This window comes from Leptotrichia sp. HMT-225, assembly GCF_030644325.1.
GTDB lineage: Bacteria > Fusobacteriota > Fusobacteriia > Fusobacteriales > Leptotrichiaceae > Leptotrichia > Leptotrichia massiliensis.
Map to the genome: position 1 here is coordinate 1,905,750 of NZ_CP130323.1, position 20,506 is coordinate 1,926,255.

Below are 20,506 nucleotides of genomic sequence, written 5' to 3' on the forward strand. Positions count from 1 at the left end.
GATTTAAGGAGTGAGACTAATGAACAGATTAAGAGGAGAGCTTCCTAAAGTAGGAATTCGACCTGTTATTGATGGAAGAAGAAACGGAGTTAGAGAGTCTTTAGAAGAAAAAACAATGGGAATGGCAAAAAAACTTGCAGAGTTAATTTCTTCCACATTAAAACATCCTAGTGGAGAACCAGTAGAGTGCGTGATTTCTGATACAACAATTGGAGGATTTTCTGAAGCAGCAAAATGTAATCAAAAATTTAAAGATCAAAATGTAGGTTTGTCAATAACTGTAACACCTTGCTGGTGCTATGGAAGTGAAACAATTGATATGACACCTGACATTCCAAAAGCAATCTGGGGATTTAATGGAACAGAAAGACCAGGAGCAGTTTATCTTGCAGCGGCATTGGCAGGACATGCACAACTAGGATTTCCTGCATTCGGAATTTATGGACATGATGTACAGGATTTATCTGATGATTCCATTCCTGACGATGTAAAAGAAAAATTACTGAAATTCACAAAAGCTGGATTGGCTGTTGCAACAATGAAGGATAAATCTTACTTATCTGTAGGTGGAGTTTCCATGGGTATAGCAGGATCTATGGTTAATAATGAATTTCTTTTAGACTACTTAGGAATTCGTCCTGAATTTAAAGATATGAGTGAAATTACTAGAAGAATACAAAATGAGATTTACGATAAGGAAGAATATGAAAAAGCTTTAACATGGGTTAAAGAACATTGTAAAGAAGGATTAGATATAAATAAAGTTTCTAGAACAGAGGAAGTTAAAAATAAAGAATGGGAAACAGTTGTGAAAATGACTCTTATAATAAGAGACATGATGATTGGAAATCCTAAATTGGCTGAAATGGGATTTGTTGAAGAATCTGAAGGAAATAATGCAATAGTATCAGGTTTCCAAGGACAAAGACAATGGACAGATTTTATGCCTAACGGCGACTTTTCTGAGGCTATATTAAATTCATCTTTTGACTGGAATGGAATAAGACAAGCTTTTACAGTTGCAACTGAAAATGATGCTTTAAATGGAATATCAATGCTATTTGGACATCTTTTGACTGGAACTGCACAAATATTTGCAGATGTTAGAACTTACTGGAGTCCAGAAGCTGTAGAAAGAGTTACAGGTAAAAAATTGACAGGAAAAGCTGAAAATGGAATAATTCACTTAATTAACTCAGGATCAGCTACGTTAGACGCAACTGGAGATCAAATAAGAGATGGTAAACGAGTTATGAAACCATACTGGGAAGTTACAGAAGAAGAAGTTAACAATGCTTTAAAATCTACAAGCTGGCCTGCAGCAGATTATGACTATTTCAGAGGTGGAGGATTCTCTTCATGCTTCCTTACAAAAGGAGAAATGCCTGTTACAATGTGCAGAATAAATCTTGTTAAAGGGCAAGGGCCTGTACTTCAAATTGCTGAAGGATATGCAATTGACATAGACAAAGATATTCATGAATCACTTGACAGCAGAACAAATCCGACTTGGCCAACAACTTGGTTTGCACCTATACTTACTGGTAAAGGAGCATTTAAAGATGTTTATTCTGTAATGAATAACTGGGGAGCAAATCATGGAGCAATATCTTATGGACATATAGGTGATGAACTTATAACATTAGCATCTATGCTTAGAATTCCAGTATGTATGCACAATGTAAATCCTGACAGAATATTCCGTCCTAAAGTTTGGGCAAGTTTTGGAGACATGAATGAAGAAGGTGCTGATTACAGAGCATGTGAAAATTTTGGACCAATTTATAAAAAAATAGGTAAATAAAAAATATCTAAATGAAGGAGTAAAAAAATGCTTAAAAATATACCTAAAAATTTAAGTCCAGAATTACTGAAAATATTATGTGAAATGGGACACGGAGATGAAATTGTGATAGGAGATGGAAACTTTCCTGCTGCAAGTCATGCACAAAGACTTATCAGATCAGATGCAAGCGGTGTAGCAGAACTTCTAGAATCAATACTAGAAATATTGCCCCTTGATACGTATGTAGAAAGTGCAGTTTCATTAATGAAAACAGGAAGCGAGTATGTAGGAGAACCTGAAGTATGGAGTGTTTATAGAAAAACTTTAGAAAAACATGAAGAATTTAAAGACTTTGAATTTGTAGAAAGATTTGAATTTTATGAAAGAGCAAAAAAGGCATACGCCATAATTGCTACATCTGAAGAAGCTATTTATGCAAATGTTATTTTAAAGAAAGGAATTATAAAATAACGTATAAATAACAAATATCAAAATAAGGGAACACGATTTTATAGATTTTTAAGCTTTAAATTTTAATCTTTAAATCGTGTTCTTTTTATAGATTACAATTATTAAATATTTTTTAATAAAAAATACTATGTAGTTCTATAAATAAAGAAAAAGATAGCGTAAATAATGAATTCATGGTATTATATTTTTGAATAGGAACACTGAGAAAAGATTTATATATCATAAATTAATCTATTACACCAAATTTAAAAAATAATTTTATCATATTCAAAAAATAAAAAATTCTAAACTGATATTTAATATTTAAATGGTAAAATATGATATAACATTTATTAATGATTGAAATAAAAAAATAATATTTATGATTTAAGGAAGTAATATAATGAAAATAGAAGAAATAGCTAAATTATCAGGATTTTCAAAATCAACAGTATCTCGTGTGATTTCAAATAATGGTTATGTTAGTAAAGAAACAAAAGAAAAAATATTAAAAATTATTGAAGAGGTAAATTATATACCAAATGGAATCGCCCGTTCCTTATCTAGCAATAAGTCAAATACAGTAGCTGTAATTATACCAGATATTCAAAATTCATATTTTGGAGATATAATAAAGGGAATTTCTAACATAATGGATAAAAATAATTTACATATGCTTGTTTACAGTACTGATGAGAATATAAAAAAAGAAAAAAAAGTATTTCAAAATGTAATTGAACAAAGACCAAGTGGTATTATCCTTTCGATATCTCTTCAGCATCATAAAAAAAAGGATATAAAAGTATTGCTTGATTCAGGTATTCCTTTTGTTTTATTTGACAGACAAATTTTTGATGAAACTTTTACGGGAGTATTTTTTGATGATATAAAAGGTGGTTATTTAGCAACAGAAGCATTAATTAATTCAGGACATGAAAATATTGCGATAATTACAGGACCTTTTTCTACAACAAATGGATTAAATAGGTTAGAAGGATACAAAAAAGCAATGTTGGAAAAAAACAAAAAAATATCTGAAGAAAATATATATGAAGGGAATTTTCACTTTGATAGCGGATATGAAAACACAAAAAAAATTCTTGAAAAAAATAAGGAAATAACTGCAATCTTTATATGTAATAATGAAATGACTTTAGGAGCATTACAAGCAATAAGAGAAAAAAATCTAAAAATACCTGATGACATAGCAATAGTATCCTATGACAATCATAAATATTTTGAAATATTAGGAATAAATATAAGTGCAGTAAATAGAGATATAGAGGAAACAGGAATGGAAATAGCAAAACTTTTACTTGAAGAAATGAAAAATAGTAGCAGAAGTAAGAAAATAGTTATTGTATCTCCTACCTTAATTCTCAGAAATTCGGAAAAATTAGTAAAAATTAAAGATTAAGAATAATAGCGATAATATGAATATTTTTACTACAAAATTAAAATAGAACTAATATAATGGCTATACTATATTTCAGAATAAAAATAGGAGAAGTTAAGAGGAAATTATTTTCAATAAAAATAATAATAAATATAAAGAACATAAGGAGAATAAATGAAAAAGTTAAAATTTACTTCATAATATCATCATTTATCCGAACATTAGTAACAAAAGTGTCAACTACAATGAAAAAGCTGGATGCATCAATAACACAATTTATAAACTGTAAATACATCCAGAATCTTTTTAGTAAATTTTTTTAATATTTTATATTTGAATTATTATCATTTTTATAAAATAACTATTTTATTTAGTCTAATTCTTTTATTTTATACACTTTCTTCTTATCTCTTATTTTATAGCCATTATCATTTTCATTATAATGTTTATCAAGAGTTTTTGAATCTGCTTCCTTAAAAATTTTACCTTTGTAATAGGCATTATTCTTATCTTTTGCATAATCATCATCAAGAATTTGAAAAGTATCAATATCGACATTTTTACTTTCTAATGGAACAAATTTTGTATTATTATTTTCATCTTCAGTAAAATAGTACAAATCTTCATTTTGTTTTACTAAAGAATAATCTATTACTTCAAAGTTTTTTGGTTTGAATATTTCTAACTTTTTATTTTTATAATAAACATTATTTTTATCCTTAAAGAAATCATTTTTTAAATATTCAAAGCTATTTACATCCACTCCATTTACTTTACGAGTTTCATAATATACTCCCATTTTATCTTTTCCAATAGAATACCCTTCAGGTTCAAAAGTTTTTATATCAGCACCTTCTATTTTTTGAAAATGATAATAAACGTTATTTTTATCTTTTGAATATTCAGAATAATTTTCGATAGGTTGTAAAGTTTTTAAATCAATTTCTGGAGAAATTTCAACTTTTTCAACAACAACTTCATTTTCTTTTTGATAAAAAGAATATATTCCATTTTTATCTTTTACATGTGTATAATTTACAAATGGCTCAAAAGATTTTGAATCAATTCCTTTCATTAGCATTCCTTCGTAGTAAACTCCATTTTTATCTTTATAAAAATCTCTGTTCAAATCTTCAAATGTCATAGGGTCTAAGCCCTTTATCAGCTTTCCTTTGTCGTAAACAGCATTTTTATCTCTTCCTAACGCATAGCCTTCTATTGTTTCAAAAGTTTTTGCATCTGCCCCTTTAACTTTTTTTACATCGCCATCATAATTATCATAATAATAAACATTATTTTTATCTCGATAATATTCTTTTGATACTTCTTCAAAGCTATTTATATCAGCATTTTGAATTTTTTTCACTTCTTCTCTTCCAAGATAATAAACCCCTTTATCATCTTTGATAATAAGTTTATTTGAGCCAACAACTTCAAAAGTTTTAGGATTTACATCTTTTATTTTTTTATTTAAAAAGTATAAGTTATTTTTATCTTTCCCATATGTAGAATCTATTTTAAAACTGTCGCTATCTGCACTCTCTAATTTTTTTATTTCAATATCGATATTATAGTTATCATTTCCCGCATCCTCTGCATTTTCGACATCAATATCTGAAATTTTCTGTTCACTTTCTTTATAATTAATAAAATAAACGTTATTTTTATCTTTTAAGTACAGAAGCATCATCATGTTTTCTCCGTCCACGACTTCTAGAGTATTCATATCTATTCCCACAGGTTTTATTGATTTTATTGTAATTTCTCCATTTTCATATTTATCAAAAGTATAAATCCCATTTTTATTAATTAGTATAGCTGGTACGTAAAACTGATCAATAACTTTACTTTTTTCTGGACTAAAGCCTTTAATTTTTATAATCTCATTATTTGCAATATAAAAAACATTATCTTTATCTTTTGCAATAAAAGAATTTTCTATCTGAAAAGAATCCGCATCTACATTTTCTAATTTTTTATTTTTATAATAAATATTATTTTTATCTCTTGCAAAATTATCATTCTCTTCAAAAATTTTAAAAGTCCTAAAATCAATATTTTTCACAATTTCTTTTTTCTCAGAAGCCTCCATTGTGTCAATAAAATAAATTTTATTTTTATCTTTTAAATACCCTGCATTCACAATACTCCCCGCCAAAACAAACAACAGCAGAATTTTTAATAAATGTCCTTTAATGTTCATAACAACTCTCCTTTTTTATTCTCAAGTTTTTGATTTATTAACAATTCAAACAAAATAATTTCTATTGTTTAATCTCCATTTCCTCCTCAAAGTCAACTGGATTTTTCCTTTCCATTTTCTTCCCTTCGAAGTAAACGTTATTCTTATCTTTTCCGTATTTCCCGCTCTCTGTTACTTCAAAGCTGTCTTTATCCGCTCCATTTACTTTCACAAATTTATTTCCATCCATAAAATAAACGCCATTCTTATCTTTGAAATAATTGGAACTGTCCATTAGAGAAGCAATTCTTTCGAGAGTTTTCAAATCCAATTCTTTCACATCAAGTCGAATTATTTCTACTGATTTTTCATTATCTTCATTTTTCAAAAATTTATAAATTCCATTTTTATCAACTAAAATTTTATCATACGATAATCCGCCATCAAAAATATTAAAATTGTCAGGACTGATATTTCTTAATTTTTTTCCTTCATAAAAGACACTATTTTTATCTTTTATACACATTCCATTTATTACTTCGATACTGTTCATATCTATTCCTTCTACTTTTTCTCCATCATAATAAACGTTGTTTTTATCTTTAAAAAAGCCAGTATATTCTATTCGTTCAAATGAATTCACATCAGCATTATCTAATTTCTTGAAATCATTTTCATCAAAATAATAAATATTTTTATCATCGCCAAAATACTTCCAATCTAATTTCTTAAGATTTTCAAAATCGATTTTTGCATTAATTGGAGTTATTTTTAACCTTTTTTCATTTTCATCTTCCTCAAATTTATAAATTCCGCTCCTATCTTTTATAAAATTGCTTTGTATTTGTTCAAAACCATCAGCGACAAGCCCATCTATTTTTTTATTTTGATAATAAACATTATTCTTGTCCTTTGCAAAATAAACAGAACTGCTGTAAGGTGAATTTAAAACTTCAAATGTCGCCAAATCAGCATTTTTTATTGTAGAAAGGTTATTATCCAAATCATAATAAATATTATTTTTATCTTTATAGTAACCATTCTCCAATTTTTTAAACGTTTTCAAATCAAGTCCACTTATTTTCAAATTTCGTGTCTTTATTCCAGAAGCATCAGAATTTAACAAAATATGTAAACCATTCTTATCCTTTACAATACTAAAACTTATTTCTTCAAAAGTTTTAGCATCAATTCCTTTTAACTTTTTATCAAGAAAATAGACATTCTTGTCATCTTTTCCAAAATTGTCAATCAATTCAAAAGTCTTAGGATTTGCACCAATTAATTTATAAAAATTTAATTTTGTATTGATAGAGTCATCTGATATAAATTCTCTTTCACTTGCTACAATATAAACATTACTTTTATCCTTGAAATAATCTTTAAAAGAAGATTTTCCAACAGATTCTAAAGTTGCAACATCCACTCCTTCTGTATTTTGCACTCTTGGTATGAAAGTTATACCATCCTCTGCTCTATCCAAATAAAATAGATTTTTATAATCTTTTATAAAATTCAGATCATTGTCTAGTATTTCAAACCCTTTCGGACTAACACCTTCCAATCTCTGTTTTTCAACATATACACTATTTTTATCTTTTGAAAAAATTCCTGGCTCAAATGTATCAGCATCTGCTCCTTCTAATTTTTTTAATTCTTGTTTATCTTCAGCCGTATCAATGTAATAAACATTACTTTTATCTTTATAAAATGTTCCTTTTAAAATATTCTCAAAACTTGCCACATCAATGTTCAAATTTTTTATTGCTCTTATTTTTATCTTTTCATCATCTGTCGTATAAATCTCATAGACATTTTTATTATCCTTCAAGTAATAATCATCAAAAATTTTAAGCCCTTCAACTCCAACAGAATCTAGCTTTTCTCCTTTATAATAAACATTTTTCCTATCTACCCCATAATTTCCATTTACAATTTGAAATGTATTTTTATCAGCATCTTTTACTATTTTTACTTTCCTGTTTTCATTATCCACAAAATATATGTTATTTCTGTCTTTTATATAACTGCTGTAAGAAGAATTGTTATTGTTCAAAAATACTAAACTGTTTACATCAATATTCAAATTTATTTTTTCAATCTTTCCATTAGAAAAATAATAAAGATTATTTTTATCTTTTACAAAATCATTCAATTCAAGCACTTTATCAGCACTTCCAACATCAATTCCGCTTTTGATTTTTTTAAAATCATTATCTGAATGATAATAAAAACTGTTTTTATCTTTATAGTAGTTCAAAATTTCAAAATACTTAAATGTATCAAAATCAATGTTTAAATTATTTATTTTTTTCACTTCAATTTTATCATTTTTACTGTCATACATCCCTTCATTGATATTAAATGTCAAATAGTAATTATTCCCGCTTTGAAGAATATAATTATCCTGTCCTATTTTCTCAATAACTTTAATATTATTCGGATTAATTCCGTTTATTTTTTCATCAATATAATAAACTCCATTTTTATCTTTTCCAATTTCCTCACTCAAAGTAATAAAACTGTTCCTATCAATATTTGGTAATTTTATAAAACCTTCTCCATCAGGAAAATCATTACTGTATTTAATAACAAAAATATTATTTTTATCTCTAAAATAATAAGTATCTCCCATTATCTCAAAACTCGACGCATCAGCATCTTTAATATCCTCATTTCCTTGGATATAAAAAACTCTATTTTTATCTTTCCCTATAAAATTTCCGAATATTTTAACACTCGCAGAATCCACATTTTCCATTTTTGTTCCTTTGTAATAAACATTATTTTTATCTTTTGCGATATAATAACCCAAAATCTCAAAAGAATTTTTATCTGCTCCTTGTATTTTTTCCAAATTCTCATAGGCATAGTAAATATTATTTTTATCAACAAAATAATCTATGCTAGTAACATCTTTGCTATTTTCTAAAGCTCTAAAAGTTTTAACATCAAGTCCGTCTACAGATATTTTTTTCGTATTTATTTTATTATCTGAAAATATTGGTATAATATCTGTAATCTCAGATTCAATTTTATATACATTTTTACTATCTTTTACATAATTTTCTTTTACTATTTCAAATTCTTCAGGCAAAACATCTTTAAGTTTCTTACCAAAACGATAAACACTTTTATTATCTTTTGCATAATAATCACCAATAAGACCTCTATCTTCCCTTAAAGGTTCAAAACTTTCAATATCCACATCTTTTACTTTCGACTTAATCTCATAATACGGTATTTGATAATAAATTTCACCATTCTCCTTTAAATATTCAGCATTTGCAATGCTTCCTGCTAGGATAAATAAAGTTAATATTTTTAATAAATTTTTTCTTTTCATGCACTTACTCCTTTTTTTATAATCTTTAATTTTTAGTAAATAAAATACCTTTTTAACTTTTCAACTTTTTATTCTCTTTCTATTTTTATAAGATTCATATTGTCATCAATTTTATAAAATTCATTATTATATTTTATTTCATTGTCTACAATTTTAAAATGGTTTGGATTAATATTATTTAACTTTTTCCCTTTATAATAAACATTGTTTTTATCCTTTGCATATAAGTATTCAACAACTTGAAACGTTTTGTAATCAACATTTTCTATCTTTTTTATCTCTGCATTTTCTTCATCCACATAATAGACATTCTTTTCATCTTTTATATATTCATCACTTTTTTCGCCATTTTTTTCTTTCAAAAATTTAAGTGTTTTTATATCAGCCTCATTTTTAAATTTAATAAGCGTTTTTCCTTTTTTTATGTCATCAGTTTCATCGTAATAATAAAAATTATTTTTATCTTTATAAACTCTCATGGAAAAACTTTCAAAAGTATCCCTGTCAATCGGGAAATCCATTTTTTTCGCATATATTTTTTCATTCAAATCATTTTCATAAACAAGATAAAAATCATTCCCGCTTTTAATTATGTTATCAGGAACGCTACTTAACAAAGTCAAAAAATTAAAATTATTCGGACTTACACCCTTCACTTTTTGCCCATAAAAATACAGATTATTCTTATCTTTCGCATAAAAATAATCCAAATAAACAAACGTCTCCAAATCAACTTTTTCATCAATTTTTTTCATATCAAAATAAGCATTGTTCTTATCTTTAAAATAATAATCTCCAACTGATTTAAGTGTCTTTGTATCCACATCTTTCAATTCCTTTTTTTCATAAGCATCAAAAACAATTTTCTCATCCTTCAGAAAATGGCTTCCAAATATTTTAGCACTTTTAGGATCTATTTTTTCAATCTTTTCCCCTTGATAATAAATATTATTCTTATCTTTTGCAAAATCATTTTCCAAGATTTCAAATGATTTTTTATCTATATTTTTTAATATTCTTGTCTTTTCTTCACTCCAGTCCCGATAATAAATTTCTCCATTTCTTTTTATGTATTCTGCATTCATAATATTTCCTGCCAAAATTAACAACCCAAATATTTTCAACAATTTTTTTATTTTCATAATTATTTTCTCCTTATAAAAAGTTACGCTAATTATTTATAAAAGTCCACAAATCTCAATAAACACAATATTTTAAAATTTATTTTTCTAATTCCAAAACTCCAGTTCATCTTCGTCTTCCACAGCCTCATCTTCTTCCTTTTCATCAATATCTTTCAAAATATCATCAACACTCAAGTCGTTCAGTTCTGGATCTATTTTATCAAGAAAAGCTGAAAATTCTTTTTTTACTTTTTGAATACGGATTCTATCGCCTGTTCTTACAATCATCTGATAATTTTCCAAATATTCTGAAATGTAGTTTCTAATTTCTGTATTTACTATTTCTGCATAAATTCGGTTTGCCCTTTCAATCAGCAATTTATCTTTGTTTTGATTTTCTGACTGAATTTTTATTTCTTCCAAAGTTTTAATTCTTTCGTTTTTTTCTTCTTCGGATAAATCGCCATTTATAATTAATTTATTTCTCTTTTCTCCCGTACTTATTGCAGTTGCTTCTGCCTCTAAGATCCCATTTATATCGTAAGTGAATCTTACGTTCACTTTTTCATTTCCTGCATTATTTCTTGGAACATTTATTTCAAATTCTCCCAAAAATAGGTTATCATTTATATTCAAGCTTTCCCCTTGATAAATTGCGATTCTTATTATTGTCTGATTGTCTTCTGCTGTTGAAAAATACTCCGACTTGCTTGTAGGAACCGTTGTATTCCTTGGAATAATCGGTGCAAATCTCTGTCCAATTACTTCAATTCCGAGTGTAAATGGACACACATCTGTCAAAATTCTTTCCTTAAATGCCTTGTTTCTCTCCTTCATTCCGACAGTTACACCAACGCCGTAAGCTACGACAGTATCAGGATTTCGAGCTATTGATACGAGTTTGTTGCCTTCAATAAAATCAGTATTGTCAAAATAAGTTTTTTCTCCACGCATTTTATTAAAATACTTTTCCACAAATTCTTTCACAATTCCCAATTTTACAGCCCCGCCGACTAGCACAACTTTCTCAATTTCTCTTGCATCCGTATTTCCATCCTGCAAAGCCTTGTCAATCGCAACTTTTATTTTTACAAGCAATGGTTTTACAGCCACCCTGAAATCTGCCTGTGTAATTTCTACTTTATAGTCTTTTCCTTTAATTTCCATTTCAATTTCCACATCTTTTAAACTTATCAGTTTTTTTGCCCTGTCTGCCTTTGTGTACAATTTAGTTCTTTCATCACGGCTCAAGTCAGATATTGATAATCCTATATTTTTCAAGAAAATTTCACATATTTTGGTAGTAAAATCCTCTCCACCAAGCATCGTATCTCCACTTATCGAAATTACTTCCATAATATCCTCAAATGTTTCAAGTAAAGTAACATCAAATGTCCCTCCACCCAAGTCAAGCACGATAAACTTCAAATTCTGATCTAAAATATGGCTTCCAAGTGACAATGCCGCAGCTGTTGGCTCATTTATAAGCCTTTCCACTGTAAGCCCTGCCAGTTCTGCCGCTATTTTAGTATCTTTTCTCTGTTTATCATTAAAATATGCGGGTACGCTTATTATTGCTCTGTCTATCTTTTCATTCAGTTGCTTTTCAGCACTTTCCTTTAAATGTTTCAGTACAAACGAAGAAAGCATCTGTGCATCAAAAGTTCTATTCTTTACTTTAATTTTTGCTTCCGTTCCCATTCTTCTTTTAAAATTGCTCGCAGTTTCCCCAGCGTTCATCATTCTTCTTTCCTTCGCCAGTTCTCCCACTATTATTCCATCATTTTCATCAATTCCCACAACAGACGGAATCAAAATATTCCCATATTCATTTTTTACAAACTGTATTTCCCCATTATCATCAATATATGTCGCCAAACTATTTGTTGTCCCCAAATCAATTCCAATCATTCTTCCCATTTTTATTTTTCTCCTCTAACAGTATTCTTTTTTATGAATCTCAAAACTTAAAATTGTTAAATATTTAGTCAATATATTTTATCCAGTATCTTTTTCGCATAATTTGTCAATCTATAATATTTTATACTATTTACTATCATCAACTTTATAACCAGCCACACCAATATCGCTAGAAGCAGTATATCTTTAATTTCATATTTAAAGTAACCAAAAATCAAATAACTTCCCAGCAATATAATCTCTACATACAGCATACTTGTCATATTCAGATTATTCCCACGTTTTGCTATCATAATGTCATAATAAACCCTCGTAATTGTCAATACAATCCAAAAAGTTTTCATTGACTCAAAACTAACTATAATATCTTCATAACCAATTTCCTCTAAACCCATATTTGTAATTACCGGTAAGCTGAATATCCAAATAAAAACCAATGCAAGACTGCTAAGGACAAATACTAAGCTGTACAATATCTCATCTTCTTCCTTAATATCGTCCTCACATTTAATTCCCATACGGTAAAATATCTTCTGAATTTCCTTGTAACTGTAAACGATTCTTTTTAAAAACAAATTATTTGTCAAAACAAAAAAGAAATTATATATTTTTTTATTTATTTTTATATCAAAACATTCATAATCTCCATGATAAATATTCCAAAATACGAAAAATACAAAAAAATTCAATTTTTTTACATGAAAATATTTTTCCACAAAATTTTCCACAGCCTTGTTCTTATCTTTCTCCTTCTTACTACTATAAAGCCTCCTTATTTTCTCAAGCTCAGTTTTGCTATCTGTTAAACGTGAAATAATATATTCTTTTTCAAATTCAATAATATTATCTGAATTTAAAATCAAATTACTCTCATAATCAATATTTTCCAAATCTAAAATATCTCTAATTCTATTCTTTTCACTATCTGAAAATCTATCAAACTTCTTCAAAAAAATTTTTAAATTAATAAATGAAATCTTTTCACCATTCAAAATTCTATAAAATTTCTTTAGCCAAGCCTCAAAGTCTTTTTCTTTCCATTCGTATTCACCACTAAAAACATCAGAAAATTCCTCTTCTTCCTCATCCAGTATTTCAAAGTCTGTTTCATAAAAAACTTCATAATAATCATACTCTTCATACTCCTCTTCTTCCGAATACTCCAAAGCAGTTTCATAAGCCTCATTAATTTTCATAAACATCTCAGGAAAATCTTCAGGATGATATTTTTTCAACATCTTGGAATAAGCAACTTTTATTTTCTTTTTATCATCTGTCGGCTCTATTTCCAGTATCTTAAACGCCTCACCAAACTCCAAAATCACCACTCCTTACTTTTCTAAAATAAACGTATCTAGAATTTGTTTTGAAAATTTTCTTAGCCGTTTATATCTTATATTTGTAGTTACTACCATTTTTACAAATAAGATTATATTTAAAAATATAAATTGAAATATTAACTGTGAATACAGTAAAGATGATATAATTGGTATTTCACTTTCTATACTGCCAATAACAATAAGATTTACAACAAAAATTATACTCATTAAAATCGACAAGTAACTTGAATATCCATATCGCATACTCCACTCAAATTCTTTTTCCCTAGCTATATTAACCCAGTCTAAAATTATGAAAAAAATAGTCCCCAAAATCCCTATGTACCAGTCAACAATAGGAGATAAAAAGAATAAAAATAAGACTATTGCACCAAAAATACTCCATAAATAAGGCGTTATGCGTAAACTTATTCCTACTTTCTTATTATTTTTTTGTTCTCTATCAAAAATTTCTATATATTTATTAACATCAACATATTCATTTCGTATTTTATAAGTTATAAATTTAAAAGTTGTGCCTACTTGCTCTATATCTCTGTAGGGGTATAACGCAATATTCTTTCCAAATAATCTAAAAATTTTAATATTAAAATAATCCTTAATAAATTTCTCATATCCTTTTTCATTTTCCGAAAAATTTTCACTTACAATATTTTTTACAATTTCATCTAAACTTACATTTTCACTTTTACCAGTATCTACCCAAGTTTCTCCTAAAATATCTGCATTCATATTAGAATTATTTAGATTATAAATCAAAAGTTCCATTTCAATTCTCGTTATATTTCTCCAAGCATAACCACGTAATCCATTTTTTTGTAAAATTTCTCTAATTTGATTTTTTTCCGAAACATCAAAATTAAAATGAAAATCACGTAAAATTTCTCGATATTCTGTTAATGGACGTTTTTCAGATAAAAGAAGATTTTTAAGCCGTCCTAGCCACTCAGATATTGATTTGTTTGTTATTTCATTTTCATCAAAACCATTTGAAAAATCTTGTGTTTCTTCAAAAAAACTTTTATTATTTGAATTATTGCTAGAATTAAAAAATTTATCAAATATATCCTCAATAGAATCCCCTTCATATTCATTAAAATTCGATTGCTCAAATCCCAAAGCAATTCCGTAAGCCTCGTTAATTCTGCTAAATATTTCATCATAATTTTCAAGATTGTTACGATGATACCTCTTTAATAGCTCTTTATATTTCTTTTTTATTTTTTCTTTATCAGTTGTAGGTTCCATTTCTAGTATTTTAAATGCTTCTGTAAATCTATCTTCTGTTCGCATAGAATTTTTTAAGTATTCAAAAATATTAAGTTTTTCATATTTATTTTTATTATCTTTTTTTTCAAAAAACTTTTCCTTTGACTGTCTTTCTTCAGATTTTTCAGTAAATTTATCTTCTTTTTTCTCAAATTTTTTTGAATCAAAAATATCCGAAAAATCACTCTCTTTCATTTTTTCCGTTTTTCTAAAATTATGAGTATTTTCATACAAATTTTCAGAAAAATTATTTTCTGCATATCCCAAAGCTTTTTCGTAAGCCTCATTAATTTTCATAAACATCTCAGGAAAATCTTCAGGATGATATTTTTTCAACATCTTGGAATAAGCAACTTTTATTTTCTTTTTATCACTTGTCGGCTCTATTTCCAGTATTTTAAATGCTTCTGCAAAATCCAAAATCATTACCTCCTAAACTTCTTTCGTTTTCAAATAAAATGGCATCAGCAATTTAAAGCCTTTTAAAAATTCTTTTGTCAAATCTTCAAGATTTTCAAATTTTTCAATTTCTTCCACATCAAATTTAACAAGTACTTTTCTGATGTTCCCTTCTTCCATATCTTCAATTAACTTTTTCCTATTTTTCTCACTTCCTTCAATTCTATCCAACATACAGTTTTCCTTACTTTTTGAAAATTGCACAAAATAATAAAGTGGATTTTTAATAGGTAATTCCAAAACCTTATTTTGTCTTTCAAGCGTATTTTTACCAATTTTACGTTCAACAAAACTCACTTCCATCGAAATTCCAACTTTTTTAGTTTTCTCATTTTTAAATACTCGAAGTGCAATCCCCGACTCATTTTCAGTATCCCCTTCCTGTTTAAAAAATACCCAAAGATAAGGACGAGCAATTTGTGCCTGATTCATCCAGCTGCTAACTTTCTGCAAATGAAATCCCTCCACATTTTCCTCAACAGATTTAACTATTTCAGTAAAAATCTTTCGTGCAGCCTGTCCATTTTTCCTAAAAAGCTCCATATCTTTCTTCAAATCCCCAGCTTTTTCAGGTTTAATATATTTTCTCCCAGCATAATCTGTATATTCAATTAATGGCTTGTAATTAAATTTTTTATTCATATTTATCATCCTTTTCGTTTAATTTTTATACTAAACCCCATTTAAATGAGGAAATTATTACAAACTTTTCTAATAAAGTGTATAAATCTAATATTTTTAAATAATTAAAATATAATTTTCATTTTTCAACCAGATTCTAGTATAAATAACCCGTCGGAGCATTTTTATGTGCTGGCAAAACTGTCTGAGCATAGCGAGTTTTTTGGCAGTGCAGAAAAATGTCGTAGACTAGCCATAGGTTGTAGGATTTGCGGCAATGAGCAATCCTACGAAAATAAAAAAGAAAAAAATATTTATTAATCAAAATATCTAAAAAATAATAAAAAACAATTTAGTTGAATGATTATGAATTAACTATCAAACAACCCTACTATAAAAATTTATTCCTATTTTTAAACTGGATTTAGTATTAGTTTTAAAATTATAACATATTTTATTAAAATAAAAAACTATACACTTTCTCTAATAAAAATAGAAAAAATATATAGCTTTTATTTTGTTTTTTTATTCTGTTTTCGTTTTAATTACTACTAAATTCTCTTTCCTGTGATATATGCTCAAATCTGCCATTTACTTTTTCAACTGCACCTATAATTTCTATCAAAACGTCAGTTTTATTTTTAAACAATTCCCCTACTCCACCAAATTTATTTACAATTGGAAATTCTTGTAATTTTTCTTTATCAATACTTCCATTTTGAGCAATATAATCTACAATATGTCTAACAAAATTTATTTGATTTGAATTTAGGTTTTCATCACTTAAAAATTCAGAAAATTCTTTTTCAACAGCCTCTCTATACATTCCTATGATTTTAGAAACCATTTTCAATAACGGAATTTTACCATAAGTTTCTGTGTATTCTTCTTTTGTTCCCAATTCATCCCATAAAACTTTTTCCAAATATTTTATATCATTTAATGATAATGGATGATTATTTTTTAGTCTTTTAATAACATCATTATTTTTAAAATCTTCTAAATATCGTTCTACACGTTTATTATAATTTACAAGCTGATTTATAATTTTAAATTCACCCACTGACTCGTGCTCACTATAATCTACTATTTCGTCTTTAAAATCTGTATAATAAATTTTTGTCGCTGGTTTATCCAGTAATCTTATTAATTCTCTAAGTTCATTTCGTATTTCTTCAAGCTGAAATATATTTATATTATTCCAAAATTCATCTTTTTGAATATCCATTATAAGTTGCCTTTTTTCCAATACTTTTGGTAATGTCCCTAGTTCACTAAGACTTTCTGCTGTTTCTTTAACTTTATTTTTTGCCTTTAAAAAAGATTTATTTTGTAAATATGCATTTTCAATTGTATATATTAAATAATCAAATCTTTTGGCTAACTCATCACTTTCCTCATAAATTACCAAAGGAGCAACTACATCTTTAATTTCTTTCACATCTTTTTCATCAAGTGCTTCATATTTATCCAATTTTTTATATTTATCAACAATCGCACCTTTCATCCGCACATCAAAACGATTTTCATTTATTCCCAAAATATCCAATATCACTTCACTTATTAATTTATCTCTATATTCAATAAACGGTTTTTCTTGGTATTTTAAATGTTGCAATGATTTTATTATTTCTATTTTAGCTCCAAATATATTTTCTGAAACTGATTTAGAATTTTTTACCTCTTTTCCATCCCCATTTACTTCAAAAAACTCAAAATTTTTATAACAATCAAAAATTAAAAATCTTTTCTTATCTATTCCAGGTCCAAACAAATCCTTACAAAGTCTTGTTCCTCTACCTATCATTTGCCAAAATTTAGCCTTCGATCGTATTTTCTTGAAAAATACCAAATTAAGTATTTCAGGAACATCAATCCCTGTATCAAGCATATCAACAGACACTGCTATTTGAGGATAAGAATTTTTATCTTTAAATTGAGCAATTATATTATCTACAAATTTTATATTATGATAAATTGCTTCTGCAAACTTTCCTCTATATTCAGGATACAATTTATTAAATCTTTCCACAATAAAATTTGCATGTTTTTGATTTACTGCAAAGATTATCGTTTTCCCAAGTTTATCACCACCTTCGACTTTTAGTCCATTATTCATCAAGGTTTTGATAACAAGATCCACAGTATCTTGGTTAAATAATGTTGTATTTACTTCCTCACTTGAAATCTCTTCTTTTTCTTCTCCATCAAATGTTTCTTCAAATTCTTCCTTTTCCTCTTCACTCAGTTCACTATATTTCAATCCATCTCTTACAATTTTCAATCCAACATCCAGTGGTTTTCCATAATGAACCAAATATCCCTGTTTTATTGCCTCTTCTAATTCATACGCAAATGTCGGATTATCATCTTCCAATTCAAATATTTTATACGTATTTTTATCAATTTCACTTTTTGGCGTTGCTGTCAATCCCAATAAACTTGCATCAAAATAATCAAATATCGCCTGATACTTTTTATAAATACTTCTATGGCTTTCATCAACTATTATCAAGTCAAAATGCCCACTTGTAAAAATTCTATTGCCTTTTTTATCTTTTGCTTCATCAATGGCATTCATCATTGTTGGATAAGTAGAAAAAACCATTCTACTGTTTATGTCATCTTTATTATCTAATAAATTACACAAAGATAGATTTGGAAGATATTCTTTAAAGTTGTCTCTTGCCTGTTTTACTAATGCCGTTCTATCTGCAAGAAATAATATATTTTTTACCCAGTTGTGTCTTGTTAGCACATCTACAATAGAAGCCGCTGTTCTAGTTTTCCCACTTCCAGTCGCCATTACAAGCAGCATTTTTCTACGCCCGCTTTCCAAAGCCTCCGTTACTCTTATAATTGCTTCCTTTTGATAAGCTCTATTTGTAATAACATCTTTTATAGCTAGATTTTTTAGTCTATTTTTATTTTTTCTTTTAAATATCAATTTTTCTAAATCTTTTTTACTATATATGCTCGAAACTTTCCTTTCAGCATAATCGGTATCATCCCAAATATAATAATCCAAACCATTTGTAAAAAATATTACAGGTCTTGTGCCATATTTTTTTTCAAGTGCATCTGCATATTCTTTTGCTTGATTTTTCGCTATTCTAGGATCAACATCTACTTTCTTTGCTTCTATTACAGCTAAAGGCTTTCCATTGTCTCCATATAAAACATAATCAGCTTTCCCTTTGCCACTTGGAGTAGAGATATTTGAAATTTCAACTTCTGTCAAGCAATTATCTCCTATAACCCAGCCTTCACTTTCCAATATCAAATCAATATATCTCTTTCTTGTTTCAGCTTCAGATATTTTATCTACTTGAAATTCTTTTTCTCTTTGATAAATCTTACGTTTTTCTTCGTTCTCTTTTTTCAACGTCTCATTTTCATTTGTTAATTTTTCAAGTTTTTTATCCATTTCATCAAGCATTTTAGTTAATTTATTTTTTTCATCTTGAACTTTGACAATATTATTTATTTCACCAAGTATCGACTCGTCAAATTTTACATCTGAATAGTGTCTTGAATACGAATAATCAATCCACGAAGTAAACGAAAATAAATTTCTCAAACTCAAAATTGCTTCTTCTCTTTCTACAACTATTTTGGAATGAACAGCTTTATTTCCTAATTTTTGTATATATGAAAGTAAACCTGGCATATTATAAGGAATTATCTCTTTAAATTTTCTGCTATTTAACATAATTGCTAGTGTATCCTGATAATTGTATCTTAAATCTTGATCATTCTTATACACCCATTTTACAGCTAACTCCAATGCTTTTCTAGCAAATGTAACTGACGCTGTATAAGAAACATTCATCAACTTTTCTGCTTCAATACAAACATCCGCAAATACTCTATAACTTCTATCTTTTCTCAAATATTCAAAGTTAGACATCCTTTTTCACTCCCATATTTAATTTTTTATTTTTATTTCTCTTATCTAATTCTAAAACTAATCTTATATTATCCAAAAATATCAATAATGTCAAGTTTTTAAACAAATTTTTGCCTAAAATAATCGATGAAAATAAACGAAACTTTAATTTATCCGTTTTCTCTACAAATTGTGAAAATTCAGTTTGGAGCGAAAGTGGAGGAACTATAAAATCAAAATTTCTTACTTCTTTCATCGAAGGAAAATTTGAAATTCCGCTCCCCAACGACACACGCTGTAATTCTTTTTCATTATATTTCATTCTAAACAGTACCATAAAAAATTTATTATTGATAATATTTTTATCTAATTTTATTTTTAATAACGCTTGATTTATAATTCCCTCTTTATATTCTTTAGGAATTTCAGCTATTTTCCCCAAAGTACCAGAACAGCTGACTATTAAATCTCCAGATTCTACTTTAAATCTAAGCATTTTTTGATATTTTTCTTTTGATATATAATATTTCTGATAGTTAAAATCACTGTATATAGCATGTTTTTGCTCATATACTAAATAACCATCTTCTATAAATTCATCTTTTTTTAAACTACCACCAAAAGGACCTCTTACTAAATTTTCTTTTTTATTACTCGTTAACTGTTCTAAAGTCATCACAATATATTTTTTATTTTTAAAAAACATCTCTATAAATCGGGATTT

13 protein-coding genes are annotated in these 20,506 nt (G+C 27.3%); 4 read left to right on the forward strand and 9 right to left on the reverse strand.

All coding sequences use genetic code 11. From position 1 onward, the window contains the following. The first annotated feature begins 19 nt into the window (after positions 1-19). The 3 genes from QU666_RS09230 (at position 20) to QU666_RS09240 (ending at position 3,653) form a co-directional block, all read left to right on the forward strand. Positions 20-1,804, forward strand: coding sequence for an L-fucose isomerase (locus QU666_RS09230; RefSeq protein WP_021770262.1), 1,785 nt, complete (start codon positions 20-22; stop codon positions 1,802-1,804). 27 nt (positions 1,805-1,831) lie between these two features. Then, positions 1,832-2,257, forward strand: coding sequence for an RbsD/FucU family protein (locus tag QU666_RS09235; RefSeq protein ID WP_006804696.1), 426 nt, complete (start codon positions 1,832-1,834; stop codon positions 2,255-2,257). Positions 2,258-2,639: 382 nt separating this feature from the next. Next, positions 2,640-3,653, forward strand: a complete 1,014-nt coding sequence (locus tag QU666_RS09240; RefSeq protein WP_021768760.1) for a LacI family DNA-binding transcriptional regulator — start codon at positions 2,640-2,642, stop codon at positions 3,651-3,653. 349 nt (positions 3,654-4,002) lie between these two features. Here QU666_RS09240 and QU666_RS09245 read toward each other — a convergent pair whose 3' ends face one another. The 7 genes from QU666_RS09245 to QU666_RS09275 all read right to left on the reverse strand — a co-directional run bounded on the left by QU666_RS09245 (position 4,003) and on the right by QU666_RS09275 (position 15,914). After that, positions 4,003-5,835 carry a DKNYY domain-containing protein gene (locus tag QU666_RS09245; protein WP_021768759.1) on the reverse strand — a complete coding sequence of 611 codons (1,833 nt, stop codon included), beginning with the start codon at positions 5,833-5,835 and terminating at the stop codon, positions 4,003-4,005. Between the two features lie 61 nt (positions 5,836-5,896). After that, entirely contained in the window at positions 5,897-9,160 is a 3,264-nt protein-coding gene (locus QU666_RS09250) for a DKNYY domain-containing protein (RefSeq protein WP_021768758.1), read from the reverse strand. A gap of 68 nt (positions 9,161-9,228) precedes the next feature. Continuing rightward, on the reverse strand, positions 9,229-10,302 hold the full coding sequence (locus QU666_RS09255; protein WP_021768757.1) for a DKNYY domain-containing protein: 1,074 nt from the start codon (positions 10,300-10,302) through the stop codon (positions 9,229-9,231). 87 nt (positions 10,303-10,389) lie between these two features. Further along, a complete protein-coding gene (locus QU666_RS09260; RefSeq protein ID WP_021768756.1) occupies positions 10,390-12,204 on the reverse strand; it encodes an Hsp70 family protein in 1,815 nt (604 codons plus the stop codon). Positions 12,205-12,272: 68 nt separating this feature from the next. After that, the gene (locus tag QU666_RS09265) at positions 12,273-13,523 is read right to left on the reverse strand and encodes a DnaJ domain-containing protein (protein WP_036070285.1); all 1,251 of its coding nucleotides are present in this window, start codon (positions 13,521-13,523) and stop codon (positions 12,273-12,275) included. A gap of 12 nt (positions 13,524-13,535) precedes the next feature. Then, entirely contained in the window at positions 13,536-15,239 is a 1,704-nt protein-coding gene (locus tag QU666_RS09270) for a J domain-containing protein (protein ID WP_021768754.1), read from the reverse strand. Between the two features lie 6 nt (positions 15,240-15,245). Then, positions 15,246-15,914, reverse strand: coding sequence for a hypothetical protein (locus tag QU666_RS09275; protein ID WP_051285803.1), 669 nt, complete (start codon positions 15,912-15,914; stop codon positions 15,246-15,248). 168 nt (positions 15,915-16,082) lie between these two features. Here QU666_RS09275 and QU666_RS09280 point away from each other — a divergent pair, with 168 nt between their 5' ends. Beyond that, entirely contained in the window at positions 16,083-16,214 is a 132-nt protein-coding gene (locus QU666_RS09280) for a hypothetical protein (protein WP_304984810.1), read from the forward strand. A 220-nt stretch (positions 16,215-16,434) separates the two neighbouring features. Here QU666_RS09280 and QU666_RS09285 read toward each other — a convergent pair whose 3' ends face one another. Together QU666_RS09285 and QU666_RS09290 are read right to left on the reverse strand one after the other, a co-directional pair. Then, entirely contained in the window at positions 16,435-19,803 is a 3,369-nt protein-coding gene (locus tag QU666_RS09285) for a DEAD/DEAH box helicase family protein (protein ID WP_021769997.1), read from the reverse strand. Beyond that, on the reverse strand, positions 19,796-20,488 hold the full coding sequence (locus QU666_RS09290) for a hypothetical protein (RefSeq protein ID WP_021769996.1): 693 nt from the start codon (positions 20,486-20,488) through the stop codon (positions 19,796-19,798). The genes QU666_RS09285 and QU666_RS09290 overlap by 8 nt, the downstream gene beginning before the upstream one ends. Positions 20,489-20,506 lie beyond the last annotated feature (18 nt).